We start from the raw sequence: 14,029 nt of genomic DNA, 5'->3' as shown, positions 1-14,029 counted from the left end.
CTCAGACCCCTGAAGGCATTACGGCCGCATCGTAATCCGCAAGGACGACGTCGACTGCTGCGATGACGATCTCCTCGGCGGAGAGCGGCAGTGTTGCGGCGGGCAGGACCAGCGGCACATATTGGTGCAACAGGGTTTCGGGGATGGAAACGTTCCGCAGGGCTTCGAAAAGCCGCGCCACGGCCGCCGTCACATCCGGCCTTGCCCAATAATAGCGGATACGGTCGCTATAGCTGTAATGCCGCTGCAGGCGTAGCGACGCCTCGTCACCATGATAATGCCCCTGCCAGTCGGCGGGCTCGGCGAGCATCACCTTTTCGAGGCATTGCATCAACGGCCGGTTTCCATAGCCGGCAACCATTTCCGAAGCGATCATGTCGAGGCCGTAAATGGCTTCCCGATACGCAAAAGTCAGGCCCGGCCCGACCTTCAGGATCGGAAAACCTTCCTCGACCAGCGAGGCAAGCGCCACGAGGGATTGGTAATCGGTCGAATGCGCCTCGAACACGAATTGCGGTTCTTCGTCGAGAAGCGCCGTCAATGACTGCGAAAGCTCCGGCTCGTAGGCGACGACGTTCTCACTGCCGAACTCGACGCCCGGCTGCACGACGAAGGCAATCACCCGCGAAAAAGCCTCGTCGAGCCCCGCTTCGGCAAACACCTTGCGATGAACCTCGATGGTCGAGCGGGCCGCGGCCGGCGCAGTGGGTTCGACATGATCGAGAACATGGTCCGCACCACCCGGCACCGGCACTTCGGTCCCGAGAATATAGACGAGCGGCGCTCCCGCGATTTCCTTCGAAACACGCTCCGCCGCAAGCGCAAGCCTTGCCGCGCGATGCGCGACCACATCGTCGGCCAAGGCCACAGGTTCGCCCGCGCATCCCATCGAAGCATCGAGATGGATCTTGGTGAAGCCCGCCCTGACATAGGCCTCGACCATCGCTTCGGCCTTGGCGAGCGCAGTGTCGGCCGGCTCCTTCTTCCACGGATTGGGCCCGAGATGGTCGCCGCCGAAGATGATATTGTCCCTGGAAACACCTTCCTCGCCGGCAATCTCGCCGACGAAGGATACGAAGTCTTCCGGTGTCATGCCCGTATAACCGCCGAACTGGTTGACCTGATTGCAGGTCGCCTCGATGAGGACGGGCCGGCCGGTTGCCGCCGCACGGCGCAGTGCCGCTCTCAGGACCGTCGGATGCGCCGAGCAGACGGAGGTGATGCCATAGGTCTTGCCGGCACGTCGGGCCTTGGCGAGATCGAGCAGGATGGAAGTCATGATCAGGCTCCGGTTGGCGTATTGGCGATGAAGGTTTCAAGCTCGGCGAAGGTCGAAACGCCTTCCATCGGGCCGCGCCGCGTGACATTGCGCGCGCCGGCCGCATTGGCGAATTGCAGCGCCCTGGCCGGTTCGATGCCAAGCCGGCGGCAGGTGAGATAGGTGGCGCCGAAACAGTCTCCCGCGCCGGTCGGATCGATTTCCTCGACGATAAAACCGGGGCAATCGACACGCGCAGCACCGCGCGCAAAATAGGAGGAGCCGGCCTTGCCGTTCTTCAGCACGATCTCGCTGATGCCGAAGGCCATCAGCGCGTTGACGGCCGAAACCTCGTCATCGATGCCGGCGGCGATCAGCAGCTCCTCACCCGAAGGGAGAAGCAGATCGGTCTCGTGCAGCAGCCGGTCGATCAGGACACGGCTTTCCTCGCTGAGCAGTTCCTTGCGAACGTTCGGATCGAAGGAGACCGAACCGCCTCTTGACCGGATGCTGGCAATCGCCGTGCCGACGATCGCTTCCATGCCGGGAATGGCAAAGGCGGAGCCCATGATGTGGATATGGCCTGCCCTTTCGATCAGCGCTTCCGCCCTGTCCGTGATGCGCAGGTCACCGGCAGCGGAGCGGGCGATATTAAAGACGAAGTCACGGCCTCCATCAGCGCGGTAACGGACGAAGGCCGAGCCGGTCGGCTTGTCGTCCAGCACCGAGATCGCCGAGACATCGACGCCGTCCTTGCGAAGACGCTCGATATTCAGCCGGCCGAAATCATCATTGCCGACGCTTGCGATCATGCCCGCCGAACCGCCCATCCGCGCGACCTGATCGATGAAGATGGCCGGCGCGCCGCTCGGATAGGGCCCGATCAGCGACAGCGGTTCGAGGAACCCGTCGCCCACCGTCGTCGCCATGATCTCCACGAGAATTTCACCGATCGTTATCGTCGGTCCGCGCTCCTCGGGCGCCAGACCGCCTTCCCTGCGAATGGCCAAGTTCACTCCTCCAAAATTCGCGCAATCCGGTCGCCCGGGATTTTTCGCAAACGCTAGACCGAGCGTAAAATTTGTCAACAAAATTTACACGCGAAAACTTTTTGATGCGCAAATTTTCATCTCCGTAATTTTCAAACTTCAGCTAAATGCCTGATATACACGCAATAATTCCGGCCAATATGCAGAATTCGCGCCATTGAGACGAGAAATTGAGCGAATAGGCCGCTTGACAGCCCACAAGAAATAGCGAGATTAAATTTTACACATGCAATCTTTCACTACAAACCGTTGAGGAGGAACGGAACCATGAAAGCCATCACGAAATTCCTGCTACTGTCCGCTGCCGGCACGCTGGCACTGAGCGCTGCCGCAAAGGCAGAAGAGCTCTCCATCGCCACCGTCAACAATGGCGACATGATCATCATGCAGGCCCTGTCCAAGCAGTGGGAACAGAAGACCGGCAACAAGATCAATTGGGTGGTTCTGGAAGAGAACGTCCTGCGCGAGCGCGTCACGACCGACATCGCCACCAATGCCGGCCAATATGACGTCATGACGATCGGCGGTTACGAAGCACCGATCTGGGGCAAGTCCGGCTGGCTGGCGTCGGTCGACGATCTCGGCGCCGATTACGACTATTCCGACCTTCTCGACCCGATCAAGAAGGGCCTTTCGGTCGACGGCAAGCTGTATGCGGTGCCCTTCTATACGGAAAGCTCGTTCACCCTCTATCGCAAGGATCTGTTTGCCGCGGCCGGCCTCAAAATGCCCGACCAGCCGAGCTATACGCAGATCCGCGAATTCGCCGAAAAGCTCACCGACAAGTCCAAGCAGCAATATGGCATTTGCCTTCGCGGCAAGCCGGGCTGGGGCGAGAACATGGCCTTCCTGGGCACGATGATCAACACCTATGGCGGCCGCTGGTTCGACATGGACTGGAAGCCGCAGGTCAACAGCGAGCCGTGGAAGAAGGCGATTACCGAATATGTCGACCTGATGTCGAAGTTCGGCCCGCCCGGCGCATCCTCGAACGGTTTTAACGAAAACCAGGCGCTGTTTGCCACCGGCCATTGCGCCATGTGGATCGACGCCACCTCCGCCGCCGGCCGCGTCTATGATCCGAAGGAAAGTCAGGTTGCCGACAAGACCGCCTTTGCCCGCGCACCGGTTGCCGTAACCCCCGCCGGCTCGAGCTGGTCGTGGTCCTGGAACCTTGCCATCCCGAAGACGTCCAAGAAGATGGAAGCCGCAAAGTCGTTCCTGAAATGGGCAACCTCGAAGGAATACGTAAAACTCGTCGGCGAGACGAAGGGCTGGGTCGCAGTTCCTCCGGGTACCCGCAAGTCCACTTACGCCCTGCCTGAATACCAGAAGGCGGCACCGTTTGCCGCGACGGTTCTGGAGGCGATCATGTCGGCCGACCCGTCCAAGCCGACCAAGGATCCGGTTCCCTATACCGGCGTCCAGTTCGTCGCCATTCCGGAGTTCCAGTCGATCGGCACGGTCGTCGGTCAGCAGATCGCGGCAGCACTCGTCGGCCAGCAGTCGGTGGATCAGGCACTCGACGCCGCGCAGTCGCAGGTCGAACGCGACATGCGCCGCGCCGGTTATCCGAAGAAGTAAATCCAAGACCTGCGGCAGCCTCCGTTGCCGCAGTCTCCTCCCGGAGGGTAGCCCGGCGACCTGATTGCCGGGCTGCTCCTCTCAAACAACACAATGACTTGTTGAGGCGAATTGCCCGAGACAGCGACTTGCGCAGACGATCCGCTGAGCGCAAATATCGCGCCGGGAGAAGCCCGGCACATATGCCGCGGCGACGCTTCCAAGAACTCGAAATTCCTATGAAAATCACCGTTTGGAGATTGTGATGAGACTGAAAGACAAGGTCGCCCTGATTACCGGTGGCGCGCGCGGAATTGGCCTGGGCTTTGCCGAGGCGTTCGTTGCTGAAGGCGCAAAAGTCATCATCGCCGATATCGATATCACCCGCGCTACCAAGGCTGCAGAAGCCATCGGCCCGGCCGCCAAGGCGCTGAAGCTCGATGTGACGGATCTTTCGTCGATCGACGCCGTGGTCAAGGCTGTCGACCAGGAGTTCGGCGGCATCGACATCCTCATCAACAACGCCGCCATCTTCGACATGGCGCCGATCCAGAGCATTACCGAAGACAGCTATGACCGCGTCTTCGACATCAACCTGAAGGGCCCGCTCTTCATGATGAAGGCGGTTGCCAATGTCATGATCGAGCGCAAGCGCGGCGGCAAGATCATCAACATGGCAAGCCAGGCCGGCCGCCGTGGCGAAGCGCTCGTGACGCTTTATTGCGCCTCCAAGGCTGCGATCATCTCCGCCACCCAGTCGGCGGCTCTGGCGCTCGTCAAGCACGGCATCAATGTCAACGCGATCGCCCCCGGCGTGGTCGATGGCGAGCATTGGGATTTCGTTGACCAGAAATTTGCCGAATATGAAGGCCTGAAGCCAGGCGAAAAGAAGAAGGCCGTCGCCAAGGAAGTGCCGATCGGCCGTTTCGCGACGCCGGACGACATCAAGGGCCTCGCCGTCTTCCTCGCGTCCGCCGACAGCGATTATATCCTCGCCCAGACGTATAACGTCGACGGCGGAAACTGGATGAGCTGATCGGAATTTAGAGGAGGAGAATACCATGCAGGCCATTCGATACGCTGCCAAGGACGAAGCCGGCGTCGCCAACATCCCCGTGCCCACGCTTCTGCCGGGTCACGCCCTGATCAAGGTCAAGGCATCCGGCCTTTGCCAGACCGATATCGAAGTCCTGCATGGCCATTATGGCGACGGCCGCTTTCCGCTGGTGCCCGGGCATGAATATGCCGGCATCGTCGAGGCCGTCGCCGGTGACGTCACGGAATTTGCGCCCGGCGCCCGTGTCGCGATCAACCCCAATCTCGCTTGCGGCCATTGCCGCGCCTGCGAGAAGGGGCTCTTCAATCTCTGCGAGGATCTCGGCGCCTATGGCGTCAGCGTCGATGGCGGTTTTGCCGCCTACAGCCTCGTACGCGTCGATCATCTCCACGATATCGGCACCTTGCCTTTCGAGACGGCAGCACTGGCCGAGCCGCTCGCCTGCGTTCTGAACGGCCTCAACAATGCCGGCGTGACGAAGCCGGATGGCAGCGTCGGCAATGTGCCGGAAAGCGCAATCGTCTTCGGCGCCGGACCGATCGGCCTGCTTCTCGCCCTGTCATTGAAGGCAAGAGGCGCAGCACAGGTGCATGTCGCCGATGTCGTCCAATCCCGCCTCGACTTCGCCGAACGCCTCGGTCTGATCCCGACCGTGTCAGGCTCCTCGGAACTCGCTGCGAAGCGCAAACATTTCGACCTCGTCGCGGACGCGACCGGTATTCCGGCCGTCGTTCAGGACATGGTGAGCTACACGGCCGATGGCGGTACTGTGATGATCTTCGGCGTCTGCGCGCCGGATGCAAAAATCTCGATCGCGCCTTTCGAGATCTTCCGCCGCCAGATCAAGATCGCCGGCTCGCATTCGCTCAACAACAATATTCCACAGGCACTTGCGCTGCTTCAGGCCGATCGTGAGGGCGTGATGTCGAAACTCGTTTCGCACCGCTTGCCTATTGCCGAGATCCTGCCATTCATCACCAAGAAGTCCGTCGATCCGGCAACGATGAAAGTGCAGTTCGTCGCAGACTGAACTGAGTGCAGGAGAAAAGCGTGGCCAAGACGATCAGGACAATGGAGGAATTCTCCGAATTCGTCGGCCTGTCGCGCCCCACGGTCTCAAAATATTTTCAGGATCCCGATTCCGTCCGCCGCTCGACACGGGCGCTGATCGAGGCCGCGCTCGACAAGTCCGGCTTCCGGCCCAACATGTTCGCCGTCAATCTCAACCGGCGGCGAACGAACATTCTCGGCGTCATCGTCCCGAACTCTTCCGACCCGTTTTATATGGCGCTGACGCGGCGGATCGAGACGATCGCCAATGATGCCGGCTTTCTCGCCTTCGTCCTCTCTTCGCACGGCAAGCCGGAGATGGAAGACCGGGCGATCAATACCTGCAAGTCGATGAATGTCGCCGGCGCCATCATCGCGCCGCTCGGCGTCAAATCGCATCACGAGACCTTTGCGGAACTCGGCCGGGCCATCCCGCTGGTTTATGTGGACTCGCCGCTGGACGACAGTTCGGCCTTTGTCGGCACCGACAACCGGCAGAGTTTCAGCCTGATCGTCGACTACCTCTGCCGCTCCGGAAATCCGCCCTGCTATTTCGGCATGCCGGAGGTCAATACCAATGCCAGGACGCGCAAACAGGCCTATATTGAGGCGATGGCTGGGTTCGGCCTGCCGCCGCAGATCGTCGAACTGCCAGATGTCGCGACCTGGGATTTCGAACGGTTCGGCTTCGAGGAGACGATGCGGATCCTCAATAGCGGGCCGGGCTTTCCGACGAAAACGGTCCTCTGTGCCAATGATCGCGTCGCCTTCGGCGTCATTGCAGCCGCCTATCAGAAGGGTTTGAAAGTTGGCCACGGCGACAGTTTTGATCTGAGGGTCGCGGGCCATGACGATCATCCGCTTTCCCAATACGCCTGTCCGCCGATCACCACTGTGGCGCAGAATTATAACGAGATCGGCAAGATGGCGATCGAGCTTCTACTGCAGAAACTCGGCGGAGAACTGCCCTCGTTCATGCGCGACGAATGGGACGACCGAAAACTTCTTAAATCAGACCTGAAGCTGCGCGCCTCGGCGTGAGATCCGACACAGCGCCTAAGCGGTCAGCCGGCTTGCAAGCCTGTCGATCGCTGCATCGCTGAGACCAATAGCGCTCAGATAAGATCTGGCACCGCCATAGGTCGCGCTGATATGTGCAAGTGCCCGCAACATGCTCGCCGGCTCGGAGGCAAGAACGACATCGGCGACGGTCGGCCGGATGCCGCGCTGGAGGGCGCGTTCGCGCAATAGCGAGATCAGCGGACCGGAAATCGTCGCCGTCAGGGCATAATCCTCAATGATCGTCTTTTCCTCGACACCGGCATTGGCCAGCAACAGTGCCGAAATGATGCCGGTTCGGTCCTTGCCTGCGCTGCAATGGAAAAGCACGGCACCGTCAGGCGCATCGGCGATTTTTCCGAGCACTTCAGCAATGGCCGGCTGGCATTCGTCCAGTCCTCGGCAATAACGATGGCCCATGTCGAAACTGGAAATGGCGTCCGCCATCATTTCGAGCGGTGCCATCGCGCCGAATAGCGACGTGTTGTGGTAGCTCACCCTGTCATGGCCGGTGAAGGGATTGGCCTCTGCGGTGATTTCACTTTCGCTGCGCAGGTCGATCACCGTCGTCAGGCCCTGATCCACAAGGTTTTCGATATCCGCAGCCGTCAGGGCATGCAGGGCATCGCCGCGCAGGATGGAGCGCCAGCGCGTCGAGCCGCCATCAGCTGTGAGGTATCCTCCGAGATCGCGCACGTTATGGGCGCCGTCGAGCGCGATCAGTCGGTCAAAAGTCTGCATGTCAGCGGATTCCGGATTTCATGAAGGATTCGATCACGTGGCGCTGCAGGATCAGGTAGATGATCAGGATCGGCAGGCTGGCGAGGGCAGCGGCCGCCATCAGCGGTCCCCAGAGATTGCCTTCCTGTGTCATGAACATCTGCAGCCCGATCTGCACCACGGAATTTTCCGGCTTGCGCGACAGAAGCAGCGGCCAGAAATATTCGTTCCAGGCGGAAATGAAGGCGATGATCGAGAGCGAAGCGATTGGCGCGCCCATGTTCGGCGTGACGATCTGCCAAAGGATTTTCCAGCTTTTTGCGCCATCGATCCTCGCCGCCTCGAGAATCTCGGTCGGAAAGGAGCGCATCGCGTTATAGAGAAGCAGGATGGCGAAGGCGTGCGCGGCATTCGGCACGATCAGGCCGGTCAGCGTATCCAACAGGCCAATTCGGGACGCGAGCACGTAATTCGGGATCATCGTTACCTGAAACGGTACCAGCCAGGACAGCGCGATCAGGCCATGGATGACGCCGGACAGGCGCATGCGCCAGCGCACCAGCGCATAAGCGGCCAGCAGTCCCGTCACCACCTGCAGCGCCGCTGTCATCGCAGCGACGATCGTCGTGTTCAACAGCATCTGCAGCATCGGCACGCGAGTTAGCACGAAAACATAGTTTTCGAGCGTCGGCTCGGTCGGCCAGAGCGAGGTGGAAAAGATCTCGTTTTCGGGCCGGAGCGAGGTGACGATCATCCAGTAGATCGGGAAGATCGAAACGACCGACAGAAAAATCATCACCGCGTGCACGAAGAGTTTTCGTACGAGACCGCCTGAAGACAAGGAGACGGTATCAGTTGCCGGGGCGTGGGAGACGTCAGTTGTCATAGACCGCAAACCTTTTCGTCAGCCACATGCAGACTGCCGCGAGAACCGCAAAACCGGCAAAGGCGATCATGCCGGCCGCCGAACTCCAGCCGGCCGACATCGTCTCGAAACCGTATTCCCACAGCAGGTAGAAGATGTTGGTGGTCGATTTCAGCGGACCGCCATTGGTGAGCACGTTGATATAGGCAAAGCTCCACTGCGCCCCGAACAGGATGGTCATCATCGACAGAAGCAGGATGGTCGGCGACAACAATGGCAGGCGGATATCGCGGATGATCGCCCAGCGCGTCGCGCCATCGATCCTTGCCGCCTCGATATAGGACGGATTGATGCCGGCATTGGCGGCGGAGAACAGAAGCGTCGAAAAGCCGATCAGCTTCCAGCCGGTGATCCAGGTCAGGGTCGCCAGTGCATAGGTGGGATCGGTCAGGAAACCGATACGGCCGATACCGAGCCAGCCCAGCCCGAGCGTGACAATGCCCTGATCCTCATTGAGCAGCCAGCGCCACAGAATGGCGGCAACGACGGGGGCGACGATCATTGGCACGAAGACCAGCGCACGATAGATCATCCGCGCCCGACCGGTCAGATCCTGCGTCCAGATTGCCACGAAAAGCGGAATGACGACCGACATCGGGAAAAGCCCGATAATGTAATAGAGCGTGTTCCAGAGCGCATTGCGCATTTCCGGCAATGCCAGAAGCCGCTTGTAATTGGCGATCCCGACATAACGCTGCGGCGAAGTCGGCAGCATGTTCCATTGATAGAAGGACAGCTGGAACGCCTCGACCAGCGGAATATAGGTCCAGATCATCAGGAGGATGAGCGCCGGCGCGAGATAGAGCCAAGGCGCGATCGCGAAGGCTTCACCGCGGTATCGTGTCCTGGCGGCAGTTTTCGTGCGGCCAATCGGCCCGGCGAATTCGGCCTGAATGTCGGTCATCGGCGGTTTCCTCACATTCCTGACGACGGGCGGCAGCTGCCGCAGCCCCGCCCGCCATCTTCCCTCGTATGCTGGCGTCTTATGCCGGGGGATTGCCTTACGGCATCAGCTCCTGGCCCTGTTCCTGGGCAGCCTTCAGCGTCGCGACCGGATCGCCATTGCCGAACACGGCTTCACGAACGCTGTCCATCATCATCTTCTCGACCTGGCGGTAATTCGGGCCGGGGAAAGCGATATTGGCGGTCAGGCGGTTGAGCTGTTCCAGGTTGGCGCGGAACATCGGGTTTTCCTTGACCCAGGGACCGAGATAGTTCGGGTCATCGACGATATCGAGACGGAGCGGCAGATAGCCGATCTTGGTCGTGATGATCGTATAGGCTTCCTTGCTGGTCAGATATTTCAGCAGCTCGTAAGACGCGCGCTGCTTGGCCGGATCCTTGCTGAACACGAAGAGCGCGCTGCCCGAATTGGTCGGCGCAGTCGGCTTGTCGCCGAAGGACGGCATCGGCGCGAGGCGCAGTTCGAACTTGCCCTGGGCGGACTTCTTGATGCTGGTGAGAAGCGCCGTCGTGTAAAGGAACATGCCCATATTGCCGGCCGCGAACGTGTCCGACGCGCTGGCCGGATCGATCTTGGCATGGGCGCCGCTATCGACCATGCCGCGCAGCATCTTCGTCGCATCGGCGGCTTCGGCATTCGCATAGGTCAGCGTATTGCCGTCACGCACCTTGCCGCCATTCGACATGACGATCGACTGGTAGACGAAGGTGCCGTCGGTGGGGCCATAGGCGCCGGGAAAGAAGCCGTTCTTGCCGGTCTTTTCCTTGATCGCCTTGCCGGCGGCCGCAACGTCGTCCCAGGTTTTTGGCGGGGCGTCGGGATTGAGGCCCGCCTGCTTGAACAGGTCGGCATTGTAATAGAGGATCGGCGTCGAAAACGTGTAGGGCAGACCATAGGTCTTGCCGTCGACCTTGCCGAGCTCCAACCCTTGCGGGATCATGCCGGAAAAGTGGTCCTTCAGCTCCGCCGGGCTGACCATGTCCTCAAGCGCATTGGCGCCGAGATCGGTCGCCAGATAGATCAGGTCGCGGAAGACGAGCTGGGCAACGTCGGGCTGGCGACCGGCGACGATATCGGCCTGGACGCGCGACATGATCTCGTTCGAGGGAACGGCGATCGTTTCGACCTTGACGTTCGGGAATTTCTTCTCGAAGCCGGCGATCAGCTCCTTGGTCGCGTCAGCACCGGCGCTGGCCGAGGCGAGGTTGTAATTGTAGAAGCTGATGGTGATCGGCTTGTCGACCGTTGCCGGCATTTCGGCAAAGGCACCGAAAGGCAGGAGCGAGGCGCCGGCAAGGGCGGCGGTCAGCTTGAGCGTGGTTCTGCGCAGCATGGTGTTGATCTCCGGATCAGATTATTCGGCAGCGACGGGCATGGCCCGGGCAAGCAGCATTTCGAGCGGATAGGTGTTGAGTTCGGCGCGGTCTGACGGCAGCGGCACAAAGGCCATGGTCAGGCCCGAGGGGCGGATCGTACCGATGCCGAAGGAGGCGCCGCGCACCATGCGTAGGATATCCGTGCGCAGAATGTCGGTTGCAGCATGCTGGCCGGTGCCGACAACGACCGGAATGCCGTGCCAGACCGAAACCCGGTCATGATGGATATGGCCGCTCAGAATGCCGATAATGTTGCGGCCCTTCAAAAGCTCGCGAAAACGCTCCGATTGCGGGAAATGGATCGTCCGCCAATGGGCGACATCCGCCTCTTCGCCAAGTGCCGGCGGATGGTGGACGACGATCAGCTTCGGCAGGTCCGGATGGGTGTCGAGCGTCGTGGCGAGCCAGTCGAACTGTTCCGGCTCGATCGAGCCGCCGATAAGACCCGGCGTGGTGGAATCGATCGTGATGATATGGATGCCGTCGATCACGGTATCGTGGTCATAAGGCGCATCCGGATCGTCGGTCGCGACGCCCATGCCGTCGTAGAAGCCGGGGCGGGTATCGTGATTGCCGAGTGCGTAGATCACCGGCATGTCGAGCTTCTCTTCCATGATCGCCTTCAGCCGACGAAAGCTTTCCGCGTCACCGGCATTGGTGAGATCGCCGCTGGCGATGACGAATTGCGGCTTCGGGGTCACGGTCGCGACGAGGTCGAGCACCTGCTGCAGCGTTTCGGTCGTATCGCTGTGCAGATGGCTGTCATCGGCATTGCCGATATGCAGGTCGGTCATATGAATGAAAGTGGTTTCGCGGCGCACCGGATTGCCCTCCATGCTCGGCTGATGATGGGAAGACCGATAGAAGTGCTTTATTTCGCACGCGTGACGGATTTCGAATGCTGTTCGAAATCCCCAGGCGCCGTTTGCCTTAGCGGCGGAACATCGGCGCGATCACTTCCACCATGCGGCCGATGACGAGATCGACATTGTCGAGATCCAGCTGGTAATTGGTGAGAAGCGCCGTGCGCGGACGATTGCGCGTCACCTGCGAGCGGATGCCGAGCGCGCAGTTCAACCGCCAGCCGATATCGACTTCGTCGAGCCAGGGCGCGATGCGTTTCAGATGCGGGATGAAGGCGCGGTGATGTTCGACATCGTCGATGATGCGGCGGTAATGCGCGACATCGTCGCGATGCGATTGTGCCATCGAGGTGAAATGGGCGAGGACCGGATAGCTCGATTTCGGATCGGTTGCCCAGCGGATCGACGGGCCGACGAGTGCCGCGATCACCTCTTCGAGATCGGCAGGCGCTGGGGCGCGACGATCGACTGCCTTCTGCAACAGGCTCAACCGCTCGGCATTGAGACGACGATAGACCCGTTCAGCCACCGCCGTGATCAGTTCTTCCTGAGATCCGAAATGATAGGCGATTGCCGAAGGCGTCGCCTCCGCCTGGATGGCGATACGGCGCGTCGTCAGATCTTCCAGCGTATCCGTTTCGCAAAGCAGGGTTTCACAGGCATCCATCAACCGCTTTGCGGTGACATTTTCGCGTCCGGACATCGGCCTCTCCTTAATCTGGGGAGCATATCAGACCGATATGTAACGCCCGTGACGCGTGCTCAGATTTCCAATGCGGCGCGCGCTTTCAGCCATTGCAGAACCCGCATCTCGTCCTCGTCCATCCAGGCGAGAAGCCTTTCGCTGCGGGTTTTTCGGGCTTTCAGGATGTCCGCCAGACGCCCTGCGCGAAAATCCTCGAACACGCCCGGATGGATATAGGAGGAACGGCAGACGGCGCGCGTATTGACGAGCTTGGCAGCAACACCATCGATCGCCTCGTTGAGCTGACGGGCAATCGCTCGTTCTGACGTGGCCGCCTCCAATGGCGCAAGCGACCAGACGGCCATGCAGGTTGCGCCCCAGGTGCGGAACTGGCGGGACGAAAAATCCTCGCCGGCCGCTTCCTGAATGTAGGTGTTGACGTCATGGGACGAAATCTGCCGGCAGCCGCCTTCGTCGCAAACATATTTGAATAGCTGCTGGCCCGGCAATTCCTGCAGCTTTCGCACGACATTGGCGATGCGCCGGTCGCTATGGACAAGATTCCACTCCTTGCCGGACTTGCCCTTGAAGCGGAATTTGACGCTCGCACCGTCGATCTTCACATGCCGGTTTCTCAGCGTCGTCAGCCCATAGGAGCCGTTTTCCTCGGCATAATTGGAATTGCCGATACGGATATAGAGATTGTCGAGCATCCACACGACGGTCGCCAGCGCCTTCTCCATGGTCATGCCACGGCCGCGCAGGTCGTGATCGACCCTTTCGCGGATATCGGGAAGGCTGTGGGCAAATTCGGAGAGACGCTCGAACTTCGCCTTGCCACGTTCGGCATGCCAGTCGGGGTGATACCGGTACTGGCGCCGGCCGCGCGCATCGACGCCGATCGCCTGAAGATGCGACAGTGGGTTGCTGGAAATGATGACATCCGTATAGGCAGGTGGGATGGCAAGCGCGTTCAACCGCGTGATCTCGGCCTTGTCTACGATCCGCTGTCCGTTAGTCGAAAAATATCGAAAACTCTTGCCGCTCTTTTTCCGCGTGATGCCGCTTTCGAGGCCGGAAATATAAATGAGGCCCGAAGCAAGTTTCGCCTCTGCCAGTTCCGCCGCAAGCGGATCTTTCGCGATCATCTGGTTCATATGCCCATAACCGGGTTTGGGCAAAGCAGTTCCACCGGACAGGCAACATTGCCGATCACAAATGAAGAACCCGACAGATGTGCGACCGAAAGAAACGGCCAATAGCCCGGCGCGCCCTTGTCGGACGCGCCGGAAAATCCATCAGATATCAGCCTTGAACGTCTGCTTCTGCGACCCCAGCCCCTCGATGCCGAGTTCGACGACATCACCGGGCTTGAGATAACGCGGCGGTTTGAGGCCCATGCCGACGCCGGGCGGTGTGCCGGTGGAGATCACATCACCCGGATGCAGCGACATGAACTG

General features: G+C 60.2%; 14 protein-coding genes. 4 read left to right on the top strand and 10 right to left on the bottom strand.

Going from position 1 to position 14,029, the window contains the following annotated elements; genetic code table 11:
- Position 1 precedes the first annotated feature (1 nt).
- Entirely contained in the window at positions 2 to 1,279 is a 1,278-nt protein-coding gene (locus tag FHW37_RS24985; RefSeq protein ID WP_145641314.1) for a D-tagatose-bisphosphate aldolase, class II, non-catalytic subunit, read from the bottom strand.
- Between the two features lie 2 nt (positions 1,280 to 1,281).
- Positions 1,282 to 2,262 (bottom strand): tagatose kinase, encoded by a 981-nt coding sequence (locus tag FHW37_RS24980; protein ID WP_246690909.1) that lies wholly within the window; start codon positions 2,260 to 2,262, stop codon positions 1,282 to 1,284.
- Between the two features lie 312 nt (positions 2,263 to 2,574).
- Here FHW37_RS24980 and FHW37_RS24975 point away from each other — a divergent pair, with 312 nt between their 5' ends.
- The 4 genes from FHW37_RS24975 to FHW37_RS24960 all read left to right on the top strand — a co-directional run bounded on the left by FHW37_RS24975 (position 2,575) and on the right by FHW37_RS24960 (position 7,018).
- Positions 2,575 to 3,891 carry an ABC transporter substrate-binding protein gene (locus FHW37_RS24975; protein ID WP_145641312.1) on the top strand — a complete coding sequence of 439 codons (1,317 nt, stop codon included), beginning with the start codon at positions 2,575 to 2,577 and terminating at the stop codon, positions 3,889 to 3,891.
- 244 nt (positions 3,892 to 4,135) lie between these two features.
- On the top strand, positions 4,136 to 4,906 hold the full coding sequence (locus FHW37_RS24970) for an L-iditol 2-dehydrogenase (RefSeq protein WP_145641310.1): 771 nt from the start codon (positions 4,136 to 4,138) through the stop codon (positions 4,904 to 4,906).
- A gap of 25 nt (positions 4,907 to 4,931) precedes the next feature.
- Positions 4,932 to 5,957 carry a zinc-dependent alcohol dehydrogenase family protein gene (locus tag FHW37_RS24965; protein ID WP_145641309.1) on the top strand — a complete coding sequence of 342 codons (1,026 nt, stop codon included), beginning with the start codon at positions 4,932 to 4,934 and terminating at the stop codon, positions 5,955 to 5,957.
- 41 nt (positions 5,958 to 5,998) lie between these two features.
- The gene (locus FHW37_RS24960; RefSeq protein ID WP_145641616.1) at positions 5,999 to 7,018 is read left to right on the top strand and encodes a LacI family DNA-binding transcriptional regulator; all 1,020 of its coding nucleotides are present in this window, start codon (positions 5,999 to 6,001) and stop codon (positions 7,016 to 7,018) included.
- Positions 7,019 to 7,033: 15 nt separating this feature from the next.
- Here FHW37_RS24960 and FHW37_RS24955 read toward each other — a convergent pair whose 3' ends face one another.
- The 8 genes from FHW37_RS24955 to FHW37_RS24920 form a co-directional block, all read right to left on the bottom strand.
- A complete protein-coding gene (locus FHW37_RS24955; protein ID WP_145641307.1) occupies positions 7,034 to 7,777 on the bottom strand; it encodes a tyrosine-protein phosphatase in 744 nt (247 codons plus the stop codon).
- Position 7,778: 1 nt separating this feature from the next.
- Complete coding sequence (locus FHW37_RS24950; RefSeq protein ID WP_145641305.1) at positions 7,779 to 8,642, bottom strand: carbohydrate ABC transporter permease; 864 nt, start codon at positions 8,640 to 8,642, stop codon at positions 7,779 to 7,781.
- Positions 8,632 to 9,585 (bottom strand): carbohydrate ABC transporter permease, encoded by a 954-nt coding sequence (locus FHW37_RS24945; RefSeq protein WP_145641304.1) that lies wholly within the window; start codon positions 9,583 to 9,585, stop codon positions 8,632 to 8,634. The genes FHW37_RS24950 and FHW37_RS24945 overlap by 11 nt, the downstream gene beginning before the upstream one ends.
- Positions 9,586 to 9,682: 97 nt before the next feature.
- Positions 9,683 to 10,978 carry an ABC transporter substrate-binding protein gene (locus tag FHW37_RS24940; protein WP_145641302.1) on the bottom strand — a complete coding sequence of 432 codons (1,296 nt, stop codon included), beginning with the start codon at positions 10,976 to 10,978 and terminating at the stop codon, positions 9,683 to 9,685.
- A gap of 21 nt (positions 10,979 to 10,999) precedes the next feature.
- Positions 11,000 to 11,842: a metallophosphoesterase family protein gene (locus FHW37_RS24935; RefSeq protein ID WP_145641300.1), complete on the bottom strand. Its 843-nt coding sequence runs from the start codon at positions 11,840 to 11,842 to the stop codon at positions 11,000 to 11,002.
- A gap of 109 nt (positions 11,843 to 11,951) precedes the next feature.
- Positions 11,952 to 12,587, bottom strand: coding sequence for a TetR family transcriptional regulator (locus tag FHW37_RS24930; RefSeq protein ID WP_145641298.1), 636 nt, complete (start codon positions 12,585 to 12,587; stop codon positions 11,952 to 11,954).
- 59 nt (positions 12,588 to 12,646) lie between these two features.
- Positions 12,647 to 13,726 carry a DNA topoisomerase IB gene (locus tag FHW37_RS24925; RefSeq protein WP_145641296.1) on the bottom strand — a complete coding sequence of 360 codons (1,080 nt, stop codon included), beginning with the start codon at positions 13,724 to 13,726 and terminating at the stop codon, positions 12,647 to 12,649.
- A gap of 141 nt (positions 13,727 to 13,867) precedes the next feature.
- Positions 13,868 to 14,029: fumarylacetoacetate hydrolase family protein (locus FHW37_RS24920; protein WP_145641294.1), on the bottom strand; the 162-nt coding region annotated here is incomplete at its 5' end.

The organism is Neorhizobium alkalisoli (assembly GCF_007829835.1).
Lineage (GTDB): Bacteria > Pseudomonadota > Alphaproteobacteria > Rhizobiales > Rhizobiaceae > Neorhizobium.
This window is presented reverse-complemented; position numbering and strand designations above follow the sequence as displayed.

Coding starts and splice junctions, on each gene's coding strand:
- FHW37_RS24955 (WP_145641307.1), bottom strand. CDS start 7,777: ATGCAGACTTTTGACCGACTGATCGCGCTCGACGGCGCCCATAACGTG.
- FHW37_RS24950 (WP_145641305.1), bottom strand. CDS start 8,642: ATGACAACTGACGTCTCCCACGCCCCGGCAACTGATACCGTCTCCTTG.
- FHW37_RS24985 (WP_145641314.1), bottom strand. CDS start 1,279: ATGACTTCCATCCTGCTCGATCTCGCCAAGGCCCGACGTGCCGGCAAG.
- FHW37_RS24925 (WP_145641296.1), bottom strand. CDS start 13,726: ATGAACCAGATGATCGCGAAAGATCCGCTTGCGGCGGAACTGGCAGAG.
- FHW37_RS24940 (WP_145641302.1), bottom strand. CDS start 10,978: ATGCTGCGCAGAACCACGCTCAAGCTGACCGCCGCCCTTGCCGGCGCC.
- FHW37_RS24965 (WP_145641309.1), top strand. CDS start 4,932: ATGCAGGCCATTCGATACGCTGCCAAGGACGAAGCCGGCGTCGCCAAC.
- FHW37_RS24975 (WP_145641312.1), top strand. CDS start 2,575: ATGAAAGCCATCACGAAATTCCTGCTACTGTCCGCTGCCGGCACGCTG.
- FHW37_RS24945 (WP_145641304.1), bottom strand. CDS start 9,585: ATGACCGACATTCAGGCCGAATTCGCCGGGCCGATTGGCCGCACGAAA.
- FHW37_RS24930 (WP_145641298.1), bottom strand. CDS start 12,587: ATGTCCGGACGCGAAAATGTCACCGCAAAGCGGTTGATGGATGCCTGT.
- FHW37_RS24960 (WP_145641616.1), top strand. CDS start 5,999: ATGGAGGAATTCTCCGAATTCGTCGGCCTGTCGCGCCCCACGGTCTCA.
- FHW37_RS24970 (WP_145641310.1), top strand. CDS start 4,136: ATGAGACTGAAAGACAAGGTCGCCCTGATTACCGGTGGCGCGCGCGGA.